The following is a 26,182-nucleotide window of genomic DNA, read 5'->3' on the forward strand; positions in this document are numbered from 1 at the left end:
TGGGCGTAATTCAGGCTATAGCCTCAAGGAACAATCACCACCGCCAGAGGCGGTGGTTTTGGGATGACAATAAAAAAAGTAATCTCACGGAAATGAACATTTTATCTTCATGGATTACAAGCATTGTGACCGAAAGTACTTAAGAAGCTCTTCACCAGCGTCTCCTAAACCATAGTTTTCAAAAATTGAAGAAAGTAAACCCTTTGATTCAAGTCTTGCGCATAAGAAACCTGCATTTTTCTGCAAATTTGGAGGTAAAACGTCGAGAATGTCTTTCACTCGAAATAAAGTATTTCCCGACCCAGTTAATAGAGATTTATGTTCTAGATAAATCTTTCCAATCTCACCAAACATGCTGGCTTCTGATGGTGACATTTCACCTATGACGCTCACTAAATCAAAAGAAGGAATAGAGGTAGCCTGCTTACCAATGATTGATTCAGCGATGATTCGAGCAATGGCGGATATTCTTTCAGTATCTGCTATTTTTATCGCTCGGCTAAATGCATTCTGCGAAAGATCAAAAAACTCTTCTGATTTTATGTACTCTTTATCTACTATTTGATCGCTTATGTAACTCAACTCATTCTTGATTTCGCTAAACATCGATTCAATACGACGCTGATATATTTCATTCGCCATTGAGTTGAAGTGAGAATCTAAAAAAGCACCAATAACAGGTAATGACGCAACAACTGATTTAGTCCAAGGGCTGTCACCATATTTGTGAATCAAAGATTCAACTAAATCATTTGGATCTTTTTCTGCTAATTTATGACTTTCCATTCCTTCCTCCTATATGTGTAAACTCAATTCTGCCTATAACTATACCTCATAAATTATCAATTAAAATCAACAATATATACCGTTTCTTATAGATAGTTCAATATAACAAATAGTTAAAGTAAAAATGCTAGCCAACACTTTTTGCTCAAGAAAACAAACCAAAAAGACATGACGGGCAATCTCTTCGGGCCTAAATTTCATACCTGATGCCGCAGAATACTATTCCCCTCGGAGTTGCCGCAGGGCGAATGGTAAATTCGCGTGAGTCTCGCCATGGATGGCGAGCTAGCTTTCGCAGGTGCATGGACGCATCCTTCGGAAGCGATAGCAAATTTGCCAATGAGCACAAGGAGCTTTCAACTCCGTTGGGGGCGTCATGGAGCATCCAAGGAGGATAGGACGAGCAGTCCTCCTTGGTCGGGTGTGGGGTGAAGCCCCACGACTTTCTCGGCTGTAAGGCCGCAAAACTCAACGTAAATCAAATAGTGATTTACGTTGCCCCATCACACTGTGATTTACCCGCTTGATAGCAACTGGGTTGACGTGGGCATACGGCGCCGCGGGAGCAAATAAGGCGGGCGTCGTTTTTGATCCCGCGTTCTATCCAGTTGATATTGAGGATTTTTGCAACGCTCACCAGATCGCTTTTAATGTGTTTTGGAATAGTGACTGAACCGCCACTGGCGACACAGGCATCTTTCAAATCGTGGGCGATTGAGAGAGCATCTTTGCCTTGGGCTTCAATCGCCGGATTCAAATCAATACCGGCACAGAGGACATGGGGATTGCCTGCCGAATCTTCGACCTTAATTGACTCGCAGCAGTAAATGCGTGGTTCGTTACCGACGTTTAAAATCGAAATCTGTGCCGAAGTGCCGACCGTCGGCTCGCTGATCATTCTAAAGACGGCCCAATGCTGACAAGGGTCTTCCACTAACCGCATATTGCCCCAAGGTAGTGGAATACCGTTACCACGGTAAACGGCTTTGAGTTTGCCTGGTGCGTAAGCGTCGAAATAATGCCAATGGGGATAAGGAGAGACGACAGTCATACGCCGCATGGCGACTGAGGCTGACACTTGCAGTTGCTTGTGTACTTCAATCTCATAGCCGTGGCGGTCGAGTAATTGGCGATAAGGCACTTTAGGGCACAGCAGCGCACCGGCGAAGAAGCTCGATTCAAAATCGCGCCACGCATGCAAGATATCCTGCGCGTTCAAGGTATTGGACTGCATACCCGCCTCTTCATCCACTTCTAATTTGCGGCCTGAGATCATCACACTCTTGAGGCCGTCCTTGTTGTGCAACACGCAATGACCTATGTGCACAGCTAAATCATATTTGAGTCTGTTGGGGCGATTTTTGAGGATTTTATTTACATAAATCGTGCTCGGCGGCTCAATAAATGAGGTGACCAACTGGCGCGAACTCACGCCCATTTCATCGATAACTTCCTGCGGCGTACTATCTATCCACTTGATTTTTAATCCCATTCCCTTAGCGATATCCAGCATATCGTCCAGAGATAGGGGCATACGTTTGAGGCCGACTTCTTCGGCGGCACGTTCAAGATCGGGGAAATGATTTTGATGGTGTTCTTGATGGGCGCGGATCAATAAATGGGCAAACTGCCGACCTGAGATCCCTGTCTGCGACAGCATCTCAGGTATCGCTATTTGTAAAATATCATTGGAAAACAAAAAGCTGGGTTCGAGTGCCATACCACTTATGCCACCACGTCGGCCCTTGTCTGGCGTAATGGCGTTTTCTTCGGGCACATCGTCTAAGAACCATTCGGCGTCTTTTTGAAAAACCGCGGCGATGACTGCCAGCATTCCGGCACTCGGCACACGCTTGCCACGTTCGATCATCGACAAATATGACACAGAAGGCGCACTTCCCGCGTCGACTCGAATGCATCGTGCCGACAAATCTTCCATCGTTAAATTATTACGTTTCCGTAGGTTACGTATTTTTGTGCCTAGGAAATGTGATTTTCTCATCAAGCTCTGGTCATTGCGCATTTTGTAAAATTCACAGTGTAAAATTTTTATTGTGAAATTGTAGTCAAAAAAAGACTAGACTACAAATCAAGCAATCAAGGAAAGGCTAATGCGAACAAGCTAAGCCATTCCAGTACAAGAAATGCTTAACCACTCACACTTAAAGTGGCTAAGCACTCAAAGCGGACAAACCAAATTGAAGACAAACTTTGATAAGCCAAAAGTTAAATCAAAACCCTGAATTTTTTAAATTGAAAGAGTGAGAGGAACAAGCGATGAATATGTCAATTATCAAGAGCAACCAGATCCAACCGAATCTAAACAGCCTCATCGCAGAAGAAGTGCTAGCCGTGGCCCAAGTGAATGTCGCCGAGCACGAGAAGATCGCTAATGCGAAACAATTCCTCGACCGCCTCTTTCCACTTAACTCTGGTTCACACCAAGATGTGAGCAGCTATGTGGTTTACTACCAACACCTGTTGGCCTTTTTTGCCGACGGCAGCCACAGTGGTTTACGTCAGCCAAAACAGTTTGTGGCCTTTAACGGCACTAAAGATGCGCCTTGCGCCATAGTGTTACAGGACCTAGGTTGCCACGTTGAACTCAGTTTCGACCGCAGTGGCATGATAGGTGCGAGAGACGTTGCCAATCTGGAAGATATCCAAATCGGAACGTCATTAAACATGGTAGTCGGAACACCAGAGTCACGTTCTGCCGCATCGCGCCATTGGCTCAGCCTATTACATGCGGGTATGTCCAGCGCCAACGACACCCAAGATAAGTTGTTTACCGCAAAGGATGGCAGCGATTACAACTTGAAAAGTATCGTAAATTTATAATTGCACGCTTTGTAACCTCGCCATTTATTATCTAGCCAAGAAGATGAACTGAGCTCAGTTCATCTTCTTCGATTTACCCTCCTGCTTTGCACAATCCTCTGAGAGTCAATAAAACTGACTGACTAGATAAGTTTAATTGATTTTATTGAGGCTCATACACCCAGCTATAATGCCCTCTTGCATCTGTCTCCATGATCAATCCAATTGATCGCCATTTTGTATCCGTCGCTTAATGTGAAGATCTGTGGTTGGAACGATAAACCGAATCGCTCGAGCCTAAGGCGTTATGAATTCTTCATCGACATCACAGCAAGATAATAAGACTCATCGCATCGTTTTCATCTGTGCGGGTTTGTTATGCCTCGCGCCTTTTATCTCATCGCCCATGGCGCTAGTGTTAGGTTTTACCTTAGCCAGCCTTGGTTGGGTGCCAGTGCAATGGAATATCGCCGCACTCACCAAAAAACTCCTGTCTTATTCGATCATTGGCTTAGGGTTTGGGATTAACTTAAACGCGGCGATCGAGGCGAGCACCCACAACTTCGGCCTGATTGTTGGCTCAATCTTTTTCACCCTCAGCTTAGGGTTTGTGCTCACCCGCGCCCTGAAATTTGATCATGTCACGGGCCACTTAATCGCCTCTGGTACCGCTATTTGCGGTGGCAGCGCCATTGCCGCAGTCGCTCCGGCCATCAATGCGCGTAACGATCAAACCGCCACTGCGTTAGCCTGCGTATTTGTGCTGAACTCAGTCGCGCTATTTTTATTCCCCGCACTCGGCCACTTACTCAATATGAGCCAATACGATTTTGGCGTGTGGAGTGCCATCGCCATCCACGATACTTCATCGGTTGTCGGCGCGGCTTCGGCCTACGGCGATGAAGCCTTAAAAACCGCAACCACTATAAAACTCGCCCGCGCCCTGTGGATTATCCCGATCGCATTGGTCAGCGCTATGTTGTTTGGTGGCGATAAGCGCAAGCTTAACCTGCCGTATTTTATCGGTTTTTATTGTTTAGCCATTGCCGTGGCCCATTGGTTGCCACAATTCCATGCTGTTTATGACACCTTATTTATGGTGTCGAAACGGGCATTAGTCCTGTGTTTGTTTTTGATTGGTGCAGGAATTACAGTGCAGAAAATGCGGGCGAGTGGCCCCAAACCTTTGTTACTTGGGGTGATGCTGTGGGCAGCAATTGGTATCACGTCTTTAGTGTATATTCTTTATTTTCAATAACTAAGATTTAGCTAAAAAAAGCCTGCCTACTCTGCCGTCGGCTTCATTCGCCAAGCCCAGTAGAGGACGCCAACAAAGGCGGAGAATTCGATAAGTGAGCGCACGAGTCCTGTGGTTTGCGTCGAAGCGACCAAGGCAATCAGGCAAAACACGATAATCAGCCAGTTTTTCAATTGCATCTTCCTGCAAACTTAGGGGATGCTCATTATTGTTTAGAACTAAAAACTCAGCAAATATCGATTTTCAATAACAAATAGCTATAACAACTAAGCCAATCCAGCGTTGATTAAGCCGCCTTAGGGCTTGATGCCGCTTCATTCGCAGCAAGATCTTGATTATGTTCTTGAATAAAGTCTTCCATAAACCAAGCACAAAAAGTATGGCGCCCATCGACTGCCGCTTTACCGTAAATGGTCGATGCCTGTTGTCTGACGGTTTTTTCTTTAGTCTGGCGCACTTCGGCAATTTCTTTAAAACTTAAACCCTTAAGCAGTAAAAATGCCACTTGCTGCTCACTCTTAGTAAAGCCCCAAGTCTCGAATTGCTGCGACACAGCTTGGCTGTATTCTTGTCTGGCAGAGCGCATTTGCGTCGACATATTGTCGATTTTTTTATCCGCATGCTCCAACCGTTTAGCCAACGCTTTCACTTCGCGGGAGCGACGAATGAGGTCATAACTTAAGTACATGGCACCAATCACTGTGAGCACTAATAACATGGCTTCCTGGGCAATATGCCATTGGGGAATGCCCAATTGAATGTCGGAAGTGATGTCAAAAAGCTTAAAGCATATGATCAAGGCCAACAGACCAATAATGACAAGATCCTTCATCGAAAAACTCCTAAATAAAAGCAAAATCAACCCATTAATTTATGGGACATATGTACCATAGACAGTTTTATGATACATGTCCCCCACGACTTTCGCCCACCAATCCCTACACTGGCAGTACACTTTATTGCCATAGAATCGTCCTATGTCTGTCAGTACGTCTTGTATCAAGTTATGTCTGTTGGCGACCTTAGTCAGCAGCAGTTTCCTGTGCCACGCCGCGCATTCCGAGCTATCTCAAGCACTCACCACCAGCCAAGCAAGATTACATTCTCTATCTCAATCGGGCGGCCAGTTACCGCAATCACAAATAAGCTTAAGCAGTTCATCTTGGCTCAATGGCCTGCCGAGCATTAGCTTGAGTCACTTAGGTAGCCTAGATAATGGTAACAGCTACGAGCAGGAACTCTCACTCAATTTGCCAATAAAATCCCCTGCTTTGCACAGCAGCGATAAGCAAATTAAACAACTCACCCAAGGCATTCAGGTGCAACAAGCCGCGCTGCAAGGTCTGTATTTATCGGGATTATTGCGACAAAGCCTGTGGGAACATCGTCTTGCTGCAGTGAAACTGGCCCAATTAGATCGCAAGAGCCAATTACTCGACAAGCTTCATAGTCAGCAAAAGCAACTCACAGATGCGGGCGAACTGCCGATTGCCCACATTCTCTTGTTAGAACGCGAAATGGTGGATATTGCACTGGAGCGGGTCGTTCTTAATCAGCAACAGGCCGAGGCGCGTGCCCTCTATCAACAACTCACCGGACAAGAGCAAATACCGCAGAACATAGCCGAAACCGCGCGGCCACTTTCTGCCAACAACCAACCCAATGACATGCTCGCGCGGCATCCATTATGGCAACTACTGAGCCTGCAGAAGCAGCAACAGCTGTTGATCATCCAGAGTCAGCAAGCAGGGAATAACGATCCTTGGGCAGTCTCACTCACGGCCAAAAATACCGCCGATAATCAAGTCGATGATCAACAGCTTGGCATCGCCGTTTCTGTACCACTGACCTTAGGTTCTGCCCTATCACAAACCGAATTATCCCAATGGCAACAAGCCAATACCGAGCACACGCTCAACCTCGACCGTACCTATATCGAGCTAAAAACTCAGCTTAAAAAGCTAGAGCAACAGCAACAAAACTTACTCGACCAACAAACATTGCTAACCCAAGCCTTACACCTTAGCCGCACCATCACTGAAGAGCTGGCCAAGGTCAAAGACCAAAATCAAGTTAGCTACGAAGTCTGGCTGCGCCGCTATATGGATGCCCTCGATACCGAATCCCGCTTAGCACTGAACCAAGTCGCGCAGCAACAACTGCACTCCCAACAACTGCAAGCCTTAGGAATTTCATTATGATGGCCAAGTACGGCGCATGCCTTTTCTGTTTATCCGCCAGTGTTGCCACTTTAGTGCAGGCTGAATCCTTAACGATAAGCTCCCTCGGTAATTTAGACCTGAGCTACGTACAACCACAGAAAGTCGCCAGTTATGAGGGCAGCCCGTTGCCCGCGCAGGTTGAAATCCTCCCCGGTAACGATTATTGGATCAGCACGCCGGAGAATATCCAGCAGATCAGCTTTCTCGTCGGCCAAGGCCAGCTCGTCACTAAAGGCCAAGCGATTGTCAAACTGACTGGGCCAGAAGTGTTCCACTACCTCGCCCAAGTCGAAGCCGCCAGCAGCTTATATCAACTGGCCAAAAGCCGTTATGAGCGCAATAAACCCTTATTAAACAATGGCAGTATCAGCGCAGAAAAATGGCAAGAGATCAGCCAAGACTACTTCAGCACTCACCTCGAATACGAGCACATGCAGCATTTTATGGAGATAGTCAAAAGCACAGATGCCGCCACAGACTCCCTAGTGGTAGGCACGCCAGTGGCGGGGATCGTTAAACTCAACCAAGTGAATGGACCTTATATGGCGGGTTCACAGCTATTCTCACTGGTGTCCAGCGACAGCATTCGCGTCAAGGTCAGTGTGCCAATGAGTCAGTCGCACTCACTTTCGGCGGTGAATATCAATCAGTGCCATATCGCCATTGAGTCCGTGTCGGCCATCGCCGAAGGTGCCTTCGTGACCGCTTGGTCATCATCCGTACCGCAGGAGTGTAACTTACTGTTAGGACAACAGATCACTGTGATACCCGAGTATCAAAAGGCGGTGTATTTATTGCCTAAAAATAGTGTTTTTAGCTGGGAGCAAGACAGCCAAGTCTTCACTAAAACCGCCGACACACTCACCTCAATTTCGATCGATATTCTGGGCTCAACGCCTGAGCAATATATCGTTGAAAGCGATCAAGAACTCAGCCAAATCCAAGTGTTATCCCAGTCAGTTGCTGCAGTCAAAGGCATAATGCTTGGCCTAGGAGGCGAATAAGATGTTGACCTCAGTCATCCGCTTTTCGCTTACGCAGCGCTTATTTGTGCTGATTGTGGCGCTGATCATCATGTTAGCGGGAGCGCGAGCCTGGTTTTCCATTCCCTTGGATGCCTTTCCCGATATTTCGCCCACCCAAGTGAAGATTATCCTCAAGGCGCCCGGCATGACGCCGGAGGAAATCGAAGCGCAAATTACCGTGCCGATTGAAACCGAACTGTTAGGTATTCCCCATCAATCGATTCTGCGCTCGACCACTAAATACGCCATCAGCGATATCACACTCGATTTTGACGAAGGCACAGATATCTATTGGGCGCGCCAGCAGGTGAGCGAACGCATCGCCGCCGTGTGGGACAGTTTCCCTGAAGGTGTGACGGGCGGCGTAGCGCCGATGAGTACGCCGCTCAGCGAAATCTTTATGTTTTCACTCGAAAATCCCAATCTTTCGCTGATAGAAAGACGGCAGTTGCTCGAATGGGAAATCCGTCCGCTACTGCGAACCGTTGCAGGTGTCGCCGATGTGAATATCCTCGGTGGCTATGCCAAAAGCTTTAGTGTGACCCCCAAACCTGCGGCTATGGCGGCCGCGGGAGTAAGTTTTGCGGCGCTGCAACAGGCGATAGTGGAGAATAATCACAACGAAGGTGCGGGCAAGCTCACGATTGGTACAGATACCATCATAGTGCGCGCCGAAGGTCGCATCGATGACATCGACGAGCTCAAACAATTAGTGATCAAAGCCGATGATGCCAGAGTCTATCGACTGCAGGATTTAGCCGATATTCAAATTGGCCACTTAGCCCGCTATGGCGCAGTCACTAAGGACGGTAACGAAACCGCCGAAGCCTTGATCATCGCCCTGAAAGACGCCAATACCGCACAAGTAGTCAAAAACATTAAAGAAAAACTCGATCAAATCAGCCTAACCTTACCAGAAGGGAGCCAGATCAACACCTTTTACGACCGCGCGAATCTGATCAATACCGCGATTGATACTATCTCCAATGCCTTGTTCGAAGCCGTAGTGCTGGTGATCATCTTGCTGGCGCTATTTTTAGGTAACGTGCGCGCCGCATTGGTCGTGTCACTCTCGCTGCCTCTTGCCGCGCTGATGACGTTTTTGATGATGGATTACTTCAATCTTTCTGCAAACTTAATGAGCCTAGGCGGGCTGGTTATCGCCATCGGCATGTTAGTTGATTCATCTGTGGTTGTGGTCGAAAACATGGTAAATCTCATCGCCACTAAGCAGAGATTACCGCGGCTGCATTTGATTTTTCGCGCGACCAAGGACGTTGCCATTCCCGTGGTGTCGGGCACAGTGATCGTCATGATAGTGTTCTCGCCCTTACTGACCTTGAGCGGGCTTGAAGGCAAACTCTTCACCCCAGTTGCGGTCACTATCGTGTTTGCCATGCTGTCGGCGCTGGTGTTGTCGTTAACTGTCATTCCGGTTATCGCTTCTTATCTCGTCAACGAAAAAGCCGCCAAGGAACCTAAGGCGATTGAAAAGCTTAAACAGTTTTATCTGGTCAGCCTCAAGAGCACGGTTAGCCATCAAAAACGCTTTATGGTGATCGCCTTTAGCTTGCTTATCGTCAGCTTAGGCTTGTTCGGGTTAGTGGGAAAAACCTTTATGCCGACCTTAGATGAAGGCGACATTATCCTGCAGCTGGAGAAATCCCCATCGATTTCACTCGAAGCTTCGATTGCCATCGACAAGCAAATTCAGCAAACCTTGCTGGCTAAAGTTCCTGAAATCAAACAGATGGTGGCGCGTACTGGCGCGGATGAAATCGGCTTAGATCCCATGGGACTCAATGAAACCGATGTGTTCTTAGAACTTTTGCCCCGCAGTGAATGGCGCTTTGCCAATAAAGAAGCGCTTATCGATGCGATCCGCACTGTGTTATTGGACTATCCCGGCGTTAATTTTAACTTCACTCAACCGATACAAATGCGTGTGTCCGAAATGCTCACCGGCAGCATTGGCGACGTGGCGATTAAGGTCTTTGGTAATGATATCGACACCTTAGGCCAGCTCACTAGCCAGATCCAACAACTCGTTAATGCCACCAGCGGCAGCATCGATGTGAAAATGGCGATGATCGAAGGCAGTCCTTTTATCAACCTCACCTTAGATAACGAGCTCGCCCGTGGCTTTGGTATGAGCACCATGGAGTTTGCTCGCTACCTGAAAAGCCAACTCGAAGGCGTAATCGTGACCGAAGTGCTGCAAGGTAAGAAGCGCACACCCGTACTGATGGCTAATAATCAGAGCCACTTAAGCAGCATTAATGAGCTTAAAAATCAGTTACTGGTGATGCCAGATCACTCCTTAAAACGCCTGAGTGATGTCGCCACTTTAAGCTATAAGCAAGGCCCCATCCTTATCGAGCGTGAGCAAGGGAATCGCTTTTCAGTGATCACCACCAACGTGCAGGGTCGCGATATTGTGAGTTTTGTAGAAGAGCTCAACGCTAAAATCGCAAAGGAAATCAAACTCCCGAGCGGTTATAGCGTGAGTTTTGGTGGTGAGTTTGAAAACCAGCAGCGAGCCACCAGCAATTTACTGTTAGTGATCCCCATTGCTATCGCACTGATCACTTTGATTTTATTCACCACATTTGGCTCACTGGCCAAAGCGGGCTTAATCCTCGCCAACGTTCCCTTCGCTATGATGGGCGGCATAGTTAGCCTGTATTTATCGGGGGAGTATTTGTCCGTGCCCGCCTCAGTTGGCTTTATCGCCCTGCTCGGCGTCGCTGTGCTCAATGGCGTGGTAATGGTCAGCTATTACGAACAAACCAAGCACATGTTCAGTAATCTGCGCGAACGGGTAGAACAAGGTGCGGCGCGGCGTTTACGCCCCATTTTGATGACGGCGACAACGGCCATGTTTGGTCTTATGCCGCTAGTGTTTGCCTCAGGTCCTGGGGCTGAAATTCAAAAACCTTTAGCGATTGTGGTGATTGGCGGTCTGCTCACTTCAACCATTACCACACTGTATTTACTGCCAATTCTGTATTTTTGGCTGGAGAAACGTAAATGAGCACAGAACAACTGTTAGTACTGATCGCCCAAAATGATATTAAGGACGACATAGTCGATACCTTGATAGAGTTAGAGTTTCTATCGGGTTTTAGCCTAGGGAATATTTGTGGTTTTAGCCGTGAACACAGCCATTTTAATATCAAGGAACAAGTGGAAGGTTATCGGGAGTTTTGCAAATTCGAAATCATGCACCCCGTTGCACAACAAGCCGCGCTGCTCGCGGCGCTAGCTTTGGTCTGCAAACATAATCCCTGTCGCTATTGGATTATGCCCATCTATCAAAATGGTACTCTGTCTTAATCTAGATTGATGTTGATCTCACTAAGCAAGGCATACTCACTTTGTCACTAAAGTCAGTATGCCTTTAAAATAGCTAAAGAATTGGCGTTGGACGACGCACTAAAAAACCACTCAGAATCGATAAAGTGCAGTAAGCGGTAAAGAAATAAAAACCGTTTTCAAATTGCGCCTGTGTTTTTAACATTTCCCCCATGCCACCTGAAGCGTTCCCCGCCATAAAGGTGATGATCAGCGCCACCACAAACACATCGGCCATCGACCACTTGGCGAGTGAGTTGACGACGGCATTAATCCTCAGTTTCAGGCCAATCGAGCTAACACATTGCTGTGCCAGCATTAAACTCAACTTTAAGGCAGGCACCACCACGCTGAATAACATGACTAATCCCGCGACGAGTCCATTACCAGAGTGATAAAGTTCGGTTACCGTTCCCCAAATACTGCGGGTTTTCTGCAACACTTCGACTTCGCCCTTAAGGCTATTAAACCCAAGCAAACCACTGACCATGCTTAACATGCCGCGGGCACTGTCACGCCCAGAGTCCTCATCAAATCTTTGGGCAACTTGCTCTATGCCTTGTTCCGCCAGCTTGGCCTTATCGATACTGCCGCTGATACTCAAAATAGGTTGAGTCACCCCAGGGATTAACAAAGCCAAGGATAAGATAATGATAAAAATAGGAAATAGAGATTTCATAGCACTGTTCATAGCATTGCTCGACCAGAGAAATACTTTCAGTTTACGGTTTTTAGCGCAGGCTCTGCAATCATTCACACCAGCCATCGACTCAGATGACCGGCATTTAAGGTAGGATTTGAAGATTAATAGAAAGGAGTCGGATCGATATCTAATGTACTCGGTGACACACCGCGTTCAATATAAAGTTCAGATTTTAATAAATCCACCATAGCGACATCAGTGTAACGTTTTACTTTTAAAGAATAAAAACACTTTACGATTGGATGTAGCGCATCCCTATCTTTCGAGGCCCAAACAATACCAACACGACCATCCGATAATTCAACTAAGGAACCCACAGGGTAAACACCAATACAACGAATAAACTCATAGACCAATTCTTGATCCAAATGGAATGGCGTCAGACTGAGTAAAATTTTAAAGGCCGCGGCAGGGCTCATAGCCTCTTTATAACATCGCGTTGCTGTTAAAGCATCGAAGATATCGACTATACAACTCATACGGCCATGGCGGGGGATTTCATCACCCTTCAAACCCCTTGGATAACCTCTGCCATCTAATTTTTCATGGTGCATTAAGCAGATATCTTTACTGATCTGCGACAGACCAGTAGTTTCGTTCATAATTTCAAGCGCATACACTTGATGCAGCTTCATATGTTCGAACTCTTCCGGCGTCAGTTTGCCTGGCTTATGCAGCACTTTATTGTCGACTTTAATCTTGCCAATATCGTGCAAAATCCCGCCGACCGCCATTTCCCGTAGCATGACGCGATCTAGCTTTAAGTATTTACCAAAGGTAACCAGTAGAAAGGCGACATTCACTGAATGTTCAAGTAGATAGGCATCTTTTGAACGGAGTGCAGACATACATTTAAGCGCATCAGCATCCAACATCACTGACTCTATCATGGTATCGGCTAACGCTTCGAAGGGCGCGACTTCGATGGCTTTGCCTTCGAAGGTTTCGGATAACACTTTACGAATAAGGTCTTTCGCTTCGGTCAGCATAACCTTAGCTTGAGCTTGTTGTTTATCGCGACTCACTAGCGCTTTTCGATTGTCGGGTTGACTATCATTAGTCGATTTTTTCTTTAACCCACAATGTTCTGCCGAACGCTCAGTGTCCACCCAAACGAATTTGATGCCACTTTTGGCCAGTTTTAAAATTGCATCCTTATGTTTAATTTGTCCAGCATTTGCAATAGCAAGTTGACCCTGATCATTTTTGTCTATGGCACTGACAAACATACCTAATGTCAATTGCGACACTGGTAATTTGATAAGCTCAACTGTTTCTGCCGACTCACTCATATCTACAACCCCAAGGATGATGTGCCCGAATAAAATATCAACTTAACCATACGACATAAAAGCGACCTACGCTCAAATGTTCTGTTGTTATTTTTGATTATTATAGAACAGACGTGAGGGGCATTCTAAGACGAAGATTAGAAAATCACCATAGACTTTCTTGGTAAATAAAGGGGCTTAAACAAGATACGATGAAATCAGAGCTTAAGGTGTCGATTAGACTCATTTCAATCTCTCATTATTTCAACAAATGCCTAAGGGCTAGGCATTCAAAACCAGCGACCCTCACGCGCGAAAAGCTCACAACTACCCCACATAACGCTCAGCCATTTCAGTTGACTCTTCCACCAATAAACCATTGCGTAAACTCAGTTGCCGTGACACAGCACTGTGTTCAATGCTTCTGTGAGTGCTGAGCAAAATAGCGCAACCTTGGGAGCTTAACCGCTTTAGCAAGTACCACACTTTGCCGTAGTAATGCTTATCCATCCCTGCCAATGGATCGTCCAAAAGCAGCACCTTAGGGCGTAGACAGGCGAGTGACGCTAAGGCAATCAAGTGCTGTTGGCCGTAGGATAATTTGTGGGGCGACAGATGGGCTAAGCTAAATAAATCCAACTCGTCCAACATTTGCACCGCTCGCTCTTTGGGGAGTTCAAAGCGCCTAAGGCTAAACTGCATTTCGGCTAGCACGTTAGACTCGAATAATTGTCGACTCGGCCTTTGCATCAACAGTCCCAATTCAGCGCCATAAATCCCCAATTTAGGCCTTCGCCCTAGCACTTTAAGGGGAAGACGCTGCCTTAAACTGTGCACGCCCGCTATAGTTTTCAATAAACTCGTTTTACCAGAGCCGTTGTCGCCCACTAAGGTCACTATCTCCCCCGCTTGCAATTGGAATCCTTGCGGACACGCAAATAACATGGGACAAGCATCGAACCCAAAATCAAAGGCTTCGGCGCTGACCAAGACTTTGCCTAAATGCTCAAATTTAGCTTGATGTCGCCACGCAGGCGCTTCAATTTGCGGCGCATCGCTCACGGTATAGATGCCTTCGGACAACTTGCCAGCCTCTAACTGCCAATAATGCTGAATAATCTCGGCGAATGCCGAGGCGTTATGCTCAACTAATACTAGCGCCATACCATCTTGGATAAGATTGCGAAGCACGACCAGCAGCTCACTCACACCGTGATCATCGAGTTGTGCCCAAGGTTCATCGAGCAGCAGTAAATGCGGCTCTGACACTAACTGGGCGGCGATCATTAAGCGATATTTTTGACCGAGAGAAAGCGTGCTGACTTGGGTATCGAGGCGCAAATACAAGCCCACACGCCGCAGAGCTAATTGCACTTTAGGTAGCATTTGCTCGGTGGGAATACCGAGGTTTTCTAAGGCGAAAGCCACCTCGGCACCAACGGTTTGCCTTAGTAGCTGAGTTTGTGGGTCTTGCATTACCAGACCCGTAACCAATTGAGGATAACGCCAGATGTCACCTTCATGCGGGCGATTTAACACGCCCGCCAGTAGGTTTAGCAAACTCGATTTTCCTGAGCCCGTCGGACCGCTCACGCAATGGCATTGGCCTGTACCAATCGCCAAGTTAATTTCCTGCAATACCGTCGGTAACTGGCTGCCATAGTTGAAGCTAACGCCTTCGAGATCTAAGAGTTTCATGCTATATCTGCCTATAAAGATCTAACGAACAGCCTATGACAAGGCTTCACCCTAGTCGTCTTTTCATTCCCACGGCGAGTCATACGTTAATAGACATCTAACTTGTCACGTAGAAAATTTAAGATGTGCCAGCTATTGTGGACCGCGATTATTCTGTCTCAACCGAAAAACGTTTAAAAACCAACCTAGATCGACTAATTACGACAAAGGGAAAGTACATTTAACGACTAAGAGACAAAATGTCCATCGAGGGTGACTTGCCCGACAAAAAGACCCACTCAAGTCACATTTTTTATCAGCGTAAAATGAGACTATGGCGAAAGTCACACGATAGGGCCTTACATCTTGACACACTCGACCGTGGCCTTTAATTTGAGCGAAAGATTCTTATTTACAGACTAAAATCACTACAGGTAAATGGCTTGTAAAAGAGGACATTAACCTGAGTCGAATTTACTGACGCTGACAGAGTGACCTTCAGCTTTCGCCTTCATCCGTTATCTTTGGAGTTCTATTTGCCCGTTCATGCCCTGTCTGAAGACCTTAAGTCTCTCATCGACAAACTCATTCAATTAAAGCAAGTTCCACCGACGGAACCGATAGTGCAGTTGTCACTAAACACTGTCGCTATGCCTTTAATTTCATGGCTGGCATCCCAGGCTCAATACCCAAGGATCTACTGGCATGGGCGCGACAGAATCGAAGAAGTCGCGGCGATAGGGGCGTGCAAAGACTTTAGATTTGAAACCGGAATCAATGATCAGCAACTGGCCATGGCCTACCAAGAGCAGCGAGCCTTATCGACGAATCAGAATATTCGCTACTATGGCGGTGTTGCCTTCGATCGCACTATAGAGTCTTGGCCTGAGTTCGGTAATAGCCGCTTTATCCTGCCGCGCATTGAATTTAGACGCAGTGGGAACAAATTTAGCCTATTAGTGAATCTTAATTTTGCTGATAATGATCACCATAGTGAGATAGATAAGGCCATCGGCGCTATCGAAGCCGTCATGCCTGCTAAGCCACTCTCGCCACCTAAAAAGATCGTTCCACTTGGGCGCAGTGACAAACCTGATTTTGAACGTTGGAAGACATTAGTCGAGCAAGTGGTGGATCCTAAATTCAATCAAGATACCCCAAAAGTCGTGTTATCCCGCTTAACGCAACTTGAAGTCAACGAACCTATCGATCCTTGGATGGTGCTGGCTTGCTGGCAGGGCCGTAATCCCAATAGTTTCCAGTTTGGCTTTCAATTTAGCCCAGATCGCACTTTTATCTCTTGCTCACCAGAGCGTTTATTCCGCCGCCGTCAGCAGGAACTATTTACCGAGGCACTTGCTGGTACAACGGTACGCGGTCTCAATCAAGAAGAAGATGTTGCGCTGGCGAACGCTTTATTAGAAGACAACAAAAATAGCGTTGAAAACCAACTTGTTCGCAGTCACATAGTGAATATGCTCACGCCGCTGAGCAATTATGTTGGCGCCGATGAATTAGCGACTATTTTTAAGCTGAACCATATTCAACATTTACACCGTGCAATTCGAGCCGAATTGAAGCCGGGCGTGAATGATTTCCAACTTTTGCAAGCCCTGCATCCTACTCCTGCAGTTGGCGGCTTGCCGCGGTATTCAGCGCTAAACTTTATTCGTCAACGTGAAGGTTATATTCGCGGTTGGTACGCCGGTGCCTGCGGCTATTTCAATAAATATGAGAGTGAGTTTTCGGTAGCGATCCGCAGTGCGCTGATCGAACCAGGTCGGATTAATCTATTTGCGGGGGCGGGAATTATTGCAGGTTCTGAGCCTGAAGCTGAGTGGCAAGAGCTTGAAAATAAACTCGCAACCATAATGTCGATTTTATTCGAAATGTAATAAGCCTAGTAAACATTAAGACTATTCAGCGCCGTCAGCCCTTCGTTTTTCAATCGTTTCAAGGTAAAGCCTGTCCTGTTCACCCGAATCGATTAAGCGCTTATGTGCAAGGTCAAAATGTTGTTTCAACATCTGGCCTTTCTCGGTGTTAGCGAAAACAAAATAGGTTTCGGCCTTGAGTACACCTTGAATAATCACAAAATTTTGTGGCGCCTTTAATTTAGGAACAAACGTAAGTAAATTAGGTTTGTAATCTAGCACGGCATCTATACGTCCAGCATTTAAGCTATTGAGCATAGTCAACATATCGCTACTTTCTTCGTAATACATAGGCACAGGTGTCAGCATATTGTATCTGTAGGCCAGCATGGCCTGAACCTTCTTGTGGGATAGGCTTTCAATACCGGTCCATCCTGCCGCCACCTCAGCAGTAACAGCCACATCGATAGAGTCCACTTCAACCATATTATCTGTTAATAGCCCCTTTTTAATATCACCCTTGTAAACGCTGAGCGTGATATCGGTACGATTGTGCTCAACAAGATATAAACTGCGGGCAAAAGGCATAAACTGTACATTGAGCTGCCATTCTGGCTCAGGGAAAATCCGCTGAAGTAACTCGAAGTAGTAACCCGTTTTATCACGATTGGCAAATCCCTCCCAAGTTGACGTTGCTACATCGACCACTATCGGCTGAGCGGCGGAAACAGATACAGGTAACACAGCTAAAAATAAGCAAAAAGTAGCAAAAAATCGTCTCATGGCTATCCTCCTTCGACGTATTCAAAGTGTAGAAGAGTTTTCATTCTATGTGCACATTTAAACAGCAGACTTGCATCTTAAAACTCGACCACTATAATGGCGACCCGATTTCAGCACGCTGTCACCGGCAATAAAGTCGTAAACATAATAAATTGAATATTAGCGGGTTCCCTCACCCCGCCCTACACAACTAAAAAGGCCACATATGTTAATGTTAACCACAGCGCAGCTTCGCCGCGCTTTATTCCTATTAGTAGGATTTCACATACTGATTATTTGCGTCAGCAACTACTTAGTACAATTGCCATTTCAACTGTTTGGCTACCACACAACTTGGGGGGCATTCAGCTTTCCGTTCGTGTACTTAGCCACAGATCTCACTGTCCGTATTTTTGGCCAACAAGCCGCACGAAGCATCATACTCAAAGCTATGATTCCCGCTTTGATGATTTCCTACGTGATGGGAGTGATGTTCCATCAAGGCAGCTTTCAAGGTGCTGATTCACTTGCACAGTGGAATACCTTTGTGTTCCGAATTGCCTTTGCCAGCTTCGCGGCTTATTTGATTGGTCAGTTGATGGATATTAAGGTTTTTGCCCGTATTCGAGCCAGTCGCTCTTGGTGGGTCGCCCCTGCAGCCTCCACCTTAGTTGGAAATCTGGTCGATACTTTAGTCTTTTTCAGTATCGCTTTTTACGCCTCTTCCGATAGCTTTATGGCAGCCAATTGGCCCGAAATCGCTACCGTTGATTACGGCTTTAAGCTAATCGTGAGCTTAGGCCTTTTCCTACCGGCATACGGTGTTTTGCTAAAAGTCTTACAGGACAAGATTTTGCGAGCCAATCCGCAAGAATCAATTTCCTAATTAACCCAACTGGCCAGACCTGTTATAATTTAATCAGTTAATAGCTCAGCCCTGCTCCTGTTAACGCGCGAGTGGGGCTGATTTTTTATGAGAGTAAACTATGTATTCTATTGAAATTAAAGCAGAGTCAAGTTTGACTCCCGAGTTAGCCGCTCAGCTTATCGAACTTAGCCAACAAATCCCTGAGCTCGATCACCCACTCACAAACAAAGTGTTGGACCAGCGCTTACAGGGCAAGACATGTTTGATCTTAGTCGCATATGTAGAAGGTGAATTGGCAGGGTTTAAACTGGGTTACGAGCAAGAAGAAGCCATATTTTATAGCTGGTTAGGTGGCGTTGCATTCGACTTTAGACGTTTAGGCTTAGCGCAGAGTCTACTCGAATATCAAGAAACTTGGGCACGCCGCCAAGGATATAATCATATTCAAGTGAAGACGCTGAACCGCTTCCCTGCGATGCTTAATTTGTTGATCAGTAATCAATATTTAATTACTGAACTGACAGCCGATCCTAAAAGCTTAGTCGAACATAAACTGCATCTGTGCAAGTCGATCTAAATCGTTAATGGATGAGAGCAAAACGATATTTGTAAAGATGTGCACTTTTTGCAATAAATAGCTTGCAAACACAATTGAGAATGATTATCGTTAACGTGCGTTCCAAAACTCATCTTTAACAACGATGACTGGTAATCGACGTTGTTATGGAGCTCCTGAGTTTGCAAGCACGACATTGCTCACACACACTCTTTGTGGCCGGACTCATCATCCGGCTTTTTTTTTTGCCTAAAAATCAGTAATGCAAAGCCACATAATACAAAGCTAGTAATCGCTCGACATATTTTAATTCAAACCTAATCAGCCAAATACAACACACGGCCTATCTAACGGGATAAGACTAATCTGCAGACATATCGCTGTAGTTGCCCGCAAAGTGTAAGCCATCGTAGGGATTATTTTGCTGATCTTCCTTCGCTTCATGATACAAACCTATGGTAAATAAAGACCCTTTACCCAAAGTTGAACTCACTTCTATCGTGCCACCAATCCGCTTGATAATGCCGTAACTGAGCGAAAGACCTAAACCAGTGCCATCCTTACGTGTGGTATAAAAAGGGTCGAAAATCCGTCCAAGCTGCTCTGGCGCTATCCCTGAGCCTTCATCTTCCACTTCGATTTTGACGCCAATCGGCATATCTTGCTGCACCCAGTCATAGGTTCGCACCCAAATACGTCCTTTACCGTCCATCGCATGCGCCGCATTCACGACAAGATTAATCAAGACTTGCAGCAACTGCGGACGATTAACCTGTACTGGACAACTGGCGTTTAACTCAGTGATCAGCACGACTTCTTGTTTCTGAATCGAATGTCGCACCAACACCAACATTTCTTCGATAATAGGAGTCATCGGATGCATTTCTAGTGGCGCGTTGAATTCGCCAGGTCGGCTGTATTGCAACAGGCTGCGGATGATAGTGCTGATCCGCCCAACCTGTTGAATGACTAGATCAATTTCTTCTTTTACTACTTCAGCATTATCACCAAGTTCGTAGCGCAGTAACTCCATATTGCCAAGAATTACGGCAGTCGGATTATTGATTTCATGGGCGATACCTGCGGTCAATTCGCCAAGAGCTGTGAGCTTCTCGTTAGTGACGAGCTGTTGACGCGTTTCGTTCAGTAACGCCACGTTACGTTGCAACTCTAAGGTTTTGTCCTGCAGGCTACGAGTACGCTCTTCAACCTTCATTTCAAGCTGTTCTGCAGCCGCTTGGATCTGGGCATTTCGACGCTGTAGCAAGTCAAGCATACTGTCGAACTGCTCGGCTAAGTTCGATAACTCATTATCCCTATCTAATCCTAAGGCGCCGATACGAATATTGCGCCCCGACTGCACTGCTTGTACAACATGGTGAATACGTTCAATGGGCTGCAATAAACTATAAGCACCGCGATAAACCAGCAGGCCAGAGACCAACAGCACTAACATTAGAATCGTGCCTAGCTCTATGATATTGAGTAAATAATTATGGATAAATGGCGATTCAGAAAAGCCAGTATAGATCATACCGACACGTTGGCCGCGTACATCTTCCAAGGGGGCATAAGCGGAAATAAACCAATCGTTAAATACGAAAGCGCGATCGACCCACTGCTCACCTTGAGTTAACACTTTGTCTTTCACTTCCTCCGATACTAAACTGCCAAGCGCGCGGCCCAGCGTCTCATTGCCTGTGGGATAAAAATGCAGCGGCACGTTGGTGGAAATACGGATGTTATCTAAGAAGATGGTCACAGTGCCGATAGAACGCTCGGGCAAGGTGCCTTTGTCGTATACCAGATCACGAATGTGGTCGACAATTCGAGTATCGCGATTAAACAAGATCCCACCATCGAGATACCAAGCCACTTTGCCTTCCATATCAGGGACGGGCAATAGGCTACGGCTCAATAAACCACGTTCTTCAACGGTTTTAACGGGGCTTTGCGCCCGCAAGGTTGCAACTATCGGAATGCTCGCAGTAATAGCCAATTCGGGGTCGATACGTGCTAAACGCTCGGGCGGCAGCACCATCAAGCCGGAGTAAGGTAATAAACCGTCTAACTTAGGAAGGATTTGGCGTAAATCTGGGTCTGCGGCCGCTTCGGCAACACTGACTAAACGCAGATAATCGAGATTTAGCTGTTTTTTCTGTTCAAGGAGAAAAGCATCAATACTGGCTCGGTAGCTGACTTCGCCACTTAATTCTTTACCACTGAAAAGTGGCCTAAAGTCATTTTGAAAAGTCCAAGAAGTCACCACACGTTCAAGTTGTTTTTCTTGGCGTACTTGCACTTGCTGCAAGGTGTTTTCGGCAACAGACAAGTCAGCTTTAACCTTCATAAACAGCTGCTTACCTGTGTAACTGATGTTCCAGTAAATAGTGATAAACACTAAACTCACCAGTGTCAGTAAAATGGGCAGTAACGTCAGGATTAATATGCGATAGCGCACCTTGGCCTGCATTTGCTGCCAACTGACACCAAAAAAGTGAGTGAAGAATGACACCCTATGACTCCTGTTCGCCACTAAAATCAAACCACTCTTTATACTTGCGATCTAAGGTCTTGCGCGATACGCCTAAATCCCTCGCCGCGGCAGACTTATTGCCAGAATGTAAGTCCACAACACTAGTCACATGGTGTTTTTCCACGTCTTTCAATGGCCAATCCAATGGATAACCCGATGTGGATAAAGACTCACTCTTCAGCTGTTGCTTCCAATATTCCGCTGGCGGTTTGCCCAGCAAAATACAACGCTCAATCATGTTGCGCAGTTCACGAATGTTACCAGGCCACTCGTGTTGCTGTAGTTTCACCATATCTTCATGGCTCCACACGACTTCTCTTACCCCTAATTCAGCGGCAAGTTGGCGAGTGAAATGATGGGTTAACTCCACGACATCTTCGGGTCTATCACGTAATGGCGGGATTAAAATATCGAGCACATTCAGCCGATAATATAAGTCTCGACGGAAATTCCCAGCATCCACTTCATCAATCAGAGTACGGTTAGTGGCCGCGATCACTCGCACATCAATGTTAACTTCTTTCTCGCTGCCCACAGGACGAATCGCTTTTTGCTCTAACACTCGAAGTAAAGCCGTTTGCATTTTTAGTGGCATTTCGCCAATTTCATCGAGAAAAATCGTCCCGCCAGAAGCAAAACTGAATAAACCTTCACGATTGCCTTTCGCACCCGTAAAGGCACCGGCGGTATGGCCAAACAATTCACTTTCGAGCAGTTCAGGGGCGATAGAGCCACAGTTAACTGGGACAAAAGGTCCCTGACGTCCACTAAGCAAATGCAATTGCCGTGCGACTAATTCCTTACCCGTGCCCGACTCACCTTGGATCAAGACGACGGCATTGGTCGGCGCCACACGTTCGATGATATGTTTCACCGACTTCATGGCTTCACTGCTGCCAATAATGGTCGATGAATAACCGATTGAAACCTCACGACGCAGCATCAAGTTTTCACGTTTAAGCAGACGACGTTCGATACAGCGATCGACCGCTGTCATCATCTGTTCAAGGTGGAAAGGTTTCATGATGAAGTCAGAAGCACCCGCGCGTAGCGCGGTAATCGCGACTTCCATGTCAGCATAGCCGGTCATAAAAATGATGTCCGAACGACGCCCCTGCTCATCCAACGCTTCATGCCATTCGATACCCGAACGACCAGGCAGACGAATGTCGACGATAAGCAAATCGAAATGGCAACGGCTACGCAGCTGCTCCGCATCTTCGATACTGCCCGCCGTTTCGACTAAGGCAAATTTCTTCGAGAGTGCCTTATTTAAAAAACTCCGCATTCCGGGTTCATCATCAACAATCAGTACCGATACTGCCGATGGAAGAGGCTTGAGGTTATTATCTATCTGGCTCATATTGTCTGCTTCTGGACATTTTGACTCATTTGCGACCAATTCTAGCACTGAAAATAGATGAATAGGTCACTATGAACCATCAGAAGTTTGTCCTGAGACAATTTGTCTGTAGAGTATTTGTTAAGCTTGGGATCAAGCTCACAAATTAGGTTAAGCTGTGAAGAAAATGACCGCATTCTCAGCTTGGCATCTAACTTGCTTTCAACCGAACGTATTACAATTTACGAGACCTTCCACTCAGTAGGCATTTGAGTTGGAATCCTATTTTCCGCCAAGGAGTACCCATGCTAAACATGAAATCTCATATGAAGTCATTACTGGGACTGGTTGTTGCAGCCAGTATGTTCACTGTTTTACCCGCTCACTCGACTGAAATTATCAAGTTAGCCACCACCACCAGCACAGAAAACTCAGGCCTATTGAAAGAACTGTTACCTAAGTTCGAAAGTGAATCAGGCTACAAGGTTCAAGTCATCGCCACAGGTACAGGTAAAGCCCTGAAACTAGGTGAGCAAGGTGACGTGGATTTAGTCATGACTCACGCGCCTAGCGCCGAAGCTAAATTCGTAGCCGATGGTTTTGGTGTTGAGCCCCGTGGCATTATGGAAAATGATTTCGTAGTACTTGGCCCTAAAAACGACCCAGCAAAAATCCGTGACAGCAAAACGGCCGAAGAAGCCTTCGTTAAAATGGCAAAATCAGGCGTACCTTTTATCTCTCGTGGTGACAATTCAGGCACTCACATCAAAGAGTTAGAAGTATGGAAAGCGGCAAATGTTACTCCTAACTTCAAAGGTTATACTTCAGTCGGTCAAGGCATGGGTAAAACCCTGCTGATGGCAAACGAAATGCAAGGTTACACTCTGTCTGACCGTGGTACTTTCGTGGCTTATAAAACTAAGCTCGATCTTGCCGTTGATTTCGATGGTGGTAAAACCTTAGCCAACCCATACCAAGTTATTCTCATCAACCCTACTAAATACCCAGATCTGAACCACAAAGGCGCTAAAGCATTCAGCGACTGGTTGATCAGCAAAGAAGGTCAAAGCATGATCAACAACTTCAAAGTTGAAGGCGAGCAATTGTTCAAGGCAACTTATAGCGAATGAACGACGGCTGGCTAGCACTATTACAGCAGGCGTTAAGCCTGCTGTTTTCTTTAGACCCTGACGTTTGGTCCATCATTTCGATCTCGTTTTCGGTTTCTTTCGCGGCACTGCTGATCACGCTTGTTCCTTCCATGGTGCTCGGCTTTGTGTTGGCGTTTGCGCCATTTCGCGGCAAATGGATAGTCACTAACTTAGTTCAAACTCTGCAATCAATCCCGACAGTGGTTATCGGTCTACTCGTGTATTTACTGCTAACGCGCAACGGTCCTATGGGCGATCTAAAGTGGTTATTTACCCAAGAAGGCATGATTCTCGGGCAAATGTTCATCTGTGCCCCCGTGCTAATTGCAATGAGCCAAGCCGCATTCACTAGCGTTGATCGTAGAGCTTGGGAAACCTCACGCACCTTAGGTGCCTCTTGGTGCAGTGCAGTGTGGACAGTATGCCGAGAACTGCGCATGCCCTTACTGCTGGCGATTGTCGCGGCGTTTAGTCGCATTCTGACCGAAGTCGGCTGCTCTATGATGGTCGGCGGCAATATTTTAAACGTGACCCGTAATATTCCTACCGCAATCGCACTTGAAACCAGCAAAGGTGACTTCGCCCAAGCTATCGCCCTCGGGCTAGTGCTGCTAATCTTGGCCTTGATCCTCAACTTTGCCTTAGGTAGTTTACGCGGCAAAGCCATGCCAAGGAGCCATTAAGCAATGACTAAGGTCAAACTGATCGCCCGTGACGTAGAAATGTCCTTTGGTGCGCGCCTGTTATTCAAAGCCGACGTATTATCGCTCTGCCAAGGAGATGTGATTTATCTGCAAGGCGACAATGGCACAGGCAAATCAACCTTGATGAAAATTCTGGCGGGCTTAATGCCACCAACCAAAGGTCATATTGAGGCTGTCGGTTTTGCCCAAAATGCTTGGTGGCGACGCAATCCATTGTTAGGTAAGGCTGTTTATCTGCACCAACATCCTTATTTGTTCGACGGCACAGTAGAATATAATCTCACCTATGGGCTGAATTTCAGCTCAGAAACAAAAGCCAAGGCGAAACAGCGGATTACTCAAGCAATTGAGATGGCGCAGCTAGGGTCGCTGCTGCACGAAAGGGCCAGTAATCTCTCTGGTGGCGAAAGACAGCGCCTCGCGATTGCGCGCGCTTGGATCCTACAACCTAAACTATTAATGCTCGATGAACCCACCTCCAATATGGACAAGGATTCCCAAGAGCTAGTATTAAAAATGATCCAACAACTCAAACACGAAGGCACAGGAATGTTACTGAGTAGCCATCAGAATTGCGCGCTAACCGCCATCTGCGAACAACAGTGGCACATAGAAGGTGAGCGCGTGATGACCTCTTATCAACAGCCTGAATCTTTGCCAGCACAGGAGCCTTTGTATGTCATCGCAAATTGATGCCGTTATTCTCGCCGGTGGTATGGCCCGTCGCATGGGTGGCGACGATAAAGGTCTCGTCGAATTAAACGGCGAAGCCATGATTAAGCACACAATAGATAGAATAAAACCTCAGGTTAAGGAGATCCTGATCAACGCAAATCGTAACCAAACACGTTATGCTGAGTTCGGTTTTAAGGTGATAAGTGACGAGCATAGTGGTTTCCTCGGACCTTTAGCGGGTATGATCACCGCTATGGGCCAAACAGATGCAGACTACTTATTGGTAGTACCCTGCGACTGTCCACTCCTGCCACTCGACCTTGTTCCGCGTATGTTGGCAGCAATTGAAGCAGAAAAGGCCGAGATTGCTGTCGCCAGTGACGGTGAGTATGAACAACCCGTTGTTTTACTCTTAAAACCTAGCTTACGTGACTCGATGAAAGCGTTTCTTGAGGCGGGTGAGCGTAAAGTGGACTTTTGGTATATCAAACATCACTTCGTCGTAGCGTCATTCGCCGACCAGCCCAATGCTTTTGTGAATGTAAATACGCCAGAACAAAAACAACGACTAGCGATAGAAATCACCCAGTAGCTAAAA

The 26,182-nt window shown here is 46.5% G+C and carries 23 protein-coding genes; 13 read left to right on the top strand and 10 right to left on the bottom strand.

The genetic code is table 11. The features are described from left to right. Positions 1-114 precede the first annotated feature (114 nt). Together GWI56_RS19040 and GWI56_RS19045 are read right to left on the bottom strand one after the other, a co-directional pair. Positions 115-786 (bottom strand): hypothetical protein, encoded by a 672-nt coding sequence (locus GWI56_RS19040; protein ID WP_198573789.1) that lies wholly within the window; start codon positions 784-786, stop codon positions 115-117. A gap of 490 nt (positions 787-1,276) precedes the next feature. Beyond that, positions 1,277-2,809 carry a DUF3612 domain-containing protein gene (locus GWI56_RS19045; protein ID WP_105250724.1) on the bottom strand — a complete coding sequence of 511 codons (1,533 nt, stop codon included), beginning with the start codon at positions 2,807-2,809 and terminating at the stop codon, positions 1,277-1,279. Positions 2,810-3,063: 254 nt separating this feature from the next. On the opposite strand from GWI56_RS19045, the gene GWI56_RS19050 reads away from it, so the two are divergent. Continuing rightward, on the top strand, positions 3,064-3,627 hold the full coding sequence (locus tag GWI56_RS19050; protein ID WP_011845404.1) for a malate synthase: 564 nt from the start codon (positions 3,064-3,066) through the stop codon (positions 3,625-3,627). Positions 3,628-3,913: 286 nt separating this feature from the next. Beyond that, a complete protein-coding gene (locus tag GWI56_RS19055; RefSeq protein WP_106648891.1) occupies positions 3,914-4,864 on the top strand; it encodes a putative sulfate exporter family transporter in 951 nt (316 codons plus the stop codon). Between the two features lie 26 nt (positions 4,865-4,890). On the opposite strand, the gene GWI56_RS19060 is transcribed toward GWI56_RS19055, so the two are convergent. Together GWI56_RS19060 and GWI56_RS19065 are read right to left on the bottom strand one after the other, a co-directional pair. Continuing rightward, positions 4,891-5,037, bottom strand: coding sequence for a hypothetical protein (locus GWI56_RS19060; protein ID WP_105253023.1), 147 nt, complete (start codon positions 5,035-5,037; stop codon positions 4,891-4,893). A 113-nt stretch (positions 5,038-5,150) separates the two neighbouring features. Further along, a complete protein-coding gene (locus GWI56_RS19065) occupies positions 5,151-5,696 on the bottom strand; it encodes a LuxR C-terminal-related transcriptional regulator (protein WP_105250726.1) in 546 nt (181 codons plus the stop codon). 145 nt (positions 5,697-5,841) lie between these two features. Here GWI56_RS19065 and GWI56_RS19070 point away from each other — a divergent pair, with 145 nt between their 5' ends. From GWI56_RS19070 to GWI56_RS19085, 4 genes are read left to right on the top strand one after another with little or no spacing between them, the layout of a single operon-like run. Further along, positions 5,842-7,065 carry a metal transporter gene (locus tag GWI56_RS19070; protein WP_198573790.1) on the top strand — a complete coding sequence of 408 codons (1,224 nt, stop codon included), beginning with the start codon at positions 5,842-5,844 and terminating at the stop codon, positions 7,063-7,065. Beyond that, entirely contained in the window at positions 7,062-8,090 is a 1,029-nt protein-coding gene (locus GWI56_RS19075; protein WP_198573791.1) for a membrane fusion-like protein, read from the top strand. Before GWI56_RS19070 ends, GWI56_RS19075 begins: the two co-directional genes overlap by 4 nt. Before the next feature lies 1 nt (position 8,091). Beyond that, positions 8,092-11,145: a CusA/CzcA family heavy metal efflux RND transporter gene (locus GWI56_RS19080; protein ID WP_198573792.1), complete on the top strand. Its 3,054-nt coding sequence runs from the start codon at positions 8,092-8,094 to the stop codon at positions 11,143-11,145. Continuing rightward, complete coding sequence (locus GWI56_RS19085) at positions 11,142-11,447, top strand: DUF3240 family protein (RefSeq protein WP_105250730.1); 306 nt, start codon at positions 11,142-11,144, stop codon at positions 11,445-11,447. The genes GWI56_RS19080 and GWI56_RS19085 overlap by 4 nt, the downstream gene beginning before the upstream one ends. A gap of 73 nt (positions 11,448-11,520) precedes the next feature. Here GWI56_RS19085 and GWI56_RS19090 read toward each other — a convergent pair whose 3' ends face one another. From GWI56_RS19090 to GWI56_RS19100, 3 genes are all read right to left on the bottom strand, one after another. Then, positions 11,521-12,156: a paraquat-inducible protein A gene (locus tag GWI56_RS19090; RefSeq protein ID WP_198573812.1), complete on the bottom strand. Its 636-nt coding sequence runs from the start codon at positions 12,154-12,156 to the stop codon at positions 11,521-11,523. Between the two features lie 113 nt (positions 12,157-12,269). Further along, on the bottom strand, positions 12,270-13,460 hold the full coding sequence (locus tag GWI56_RS19095; RefSeq protein WP_198573793.1) for an HD-GYP domain-containing protein: 1,191 nt from the start codon (positions 13,458-13,460) through the stop codon (positions 12,270-12,272). Between the two features lie 306 nt (positions 13,461-13,766). After that, positions 13,767-15,137: an ABC transporter ATP-binding protein gene (locus GWI56_RS19100; protein WP_198573794.1), complete on the bottom strand. Its 1,371-nt coding sequence runs from the start codon at positions 15,135-15,137 to the stop codon at positions 13,767-13,769. A 515-nt stretch (positions 15,138-15,652) separates the two neighbouring features. On the opposite strand from GWI56_RS19100, the gene GWI56_RS19105 reads away from it, so the two are divergent. Then, positions 15,653-17,011 (top strand): isochorismate synthase, encoded by a 1,359-nt coding sequence (locus tag GWI56_RS19105; RefSeq protein WP_168826140.1) that lies wholly within the window; start codon positions 15,653-15,655, stop codon positions 17,009-17,011. A 21-nt stretch (positions 17,012-17,032) separates the two neighbouring features. Here the strand turns inward: GWI56_RS19105 and GWI56_RS19110 are convergent, their stop codons facing one another. Beyond that, a complete protein-coding gene (locus GWI56_RS19110; protein WP_198573795.1) occupies positions 17,033-17,773 on the bottom strand; it encodes a transporter substrate-binding domain-containing protein in 741 nt (246 codons plus the stop codon). Between the two features lie 205 nt (positions 17,774-17,978). On the opposite strand from GWI56_RS19110, the gene GWI56_RS19115 reads away from it, so the two are divergent. Together GWI56_RS19115 and GWI56_RS19120 are read left to right on the top strand one after the other, a co-directional pair. Beyond that, entirely contained in the window at positions 17,979-18,638 is a 660-nt protein-coding gene (locus tag GWI56_RS19115; protein ID WP_105250735.1) for a 7-cyano-7-deazaguanine/7-aminomethyl-7-deazaguanine transporter, read from the top strand. A 100-nt stretch (positions 18,639-18,738) separates the two neighbouring features. Then, the gene (locus tag GWI56_RS19120) at positions 18,739-19,197 is read left to right on the top strand and encodes a GNAT family N-acetyltransferase (protein ID WP_113940170.1); all 459 of its coding nucleotides are present in this window, start codon (positions 18,739-18,741) and stop codon (positions 19,195-19,197) included. Positions 19,198-19,537: 340 nt separating this feature from the next. Here the strand turns inward: GWI56_RS19120 and GWI56_RS19125 are convergent, their stop codons facing one another. Together GWI56_RS19125 and GWI56_RS19130 are read right to left on the bottom strand one after the other, a co-directional pair. Next, positions 19,538-21,691 (bottom strand): cache domain-containing protein, encoded by a 2,154-nt coding sequence (locus tag GWI56_RS19125; protein WP_105250737.1) that lies wholly within the window; start codon positions 21,689-21,691, stop codon positions 19,538-19,540. Position 21,692: 1 nt separating this feature from the next. Then, positions 21,693-23,075 (bottom strand): sigma-54 dependent transcriptional regulator, encoded by a 1,383-nt coding sequence (locus GWI56_RS19130; protein WP_105250738.1) that lies wholly within the window; start codon positions 23,073-23,075, stop codon positions 21,693-21,695. Between the two features lie 284 nt (positions 23,076-23,359). Between GWI56_RS19130 and GWI56_RS19135 the strand changes: the two genes are divergently transcribed. Genes GWI56_RS19135 through mobA form a run of 4 tightly spaced genes read left to right on the top strand, consistent with a single transcriptional unit; the run spans position 23,360 to position 26,176 of the window. Beyond that, the gene (locus GWI56_RS19135; RefSeq protein ID WP_198573796.1) at positions 23,360-24,184 is read left to right on the top strand and encodes a substrate-binding domain-containing protein; all 825 of its coding nucleotides are present in this window, start codon (positions 23,360-23,362) and stop codon (positions 24,182-24,184) included. Beyond that, positions 24,181-24,888, top strand: coding sequence for an ABC transporter permease (locus GWI56_RS19140; protein ID WP_168826136.1), 708 nt, complete (start codon positions 24,181-24,183; stop codon positions 24,886-24,888). The genes GWI56_RS19135 and GWI56_RS19140 overlap by 4 nt, the downstream gene beginning before the upstream one ends. Before the next feature lie 3 nt (positions 24,889-24,891). Further along, a complete protein-coding gene (locus GWI56_RS19145) occupies positions 24,892-25,602 on the top strand; it encodes an energy-coupling factor ABC transporter ATP-binding protein (protein ID WP_173497808.1) in 711 nt (236 codons plus the stop codon). Then, entirely contained in the window at positions 25,586-26,176 is a 591-nt protein-coding gene (gene mobA / locus GWI56_RS19150) for a molybdenum cofactor guanylyltransferase MobA (RefSeq protein WP_113940167.1), read from the top strand. The genes GWI56_RS19145 and mobA overlap by 17 nt, the downstream gene beginning before the upstream one ends. The last annotated feature ends 6 nt before the right edge of the window (positions 26,177-26,182 follow it).

It is taken from the genome of Shewanella sp. DW31 (genome assembly GCF_015767295.1).
GTDB lineage: Bacteria > Pseudomonadota > Gammaproteobacteria > Enterobacterales > Shewanellaceae > Shewanella > Shewanella oncorhynchi.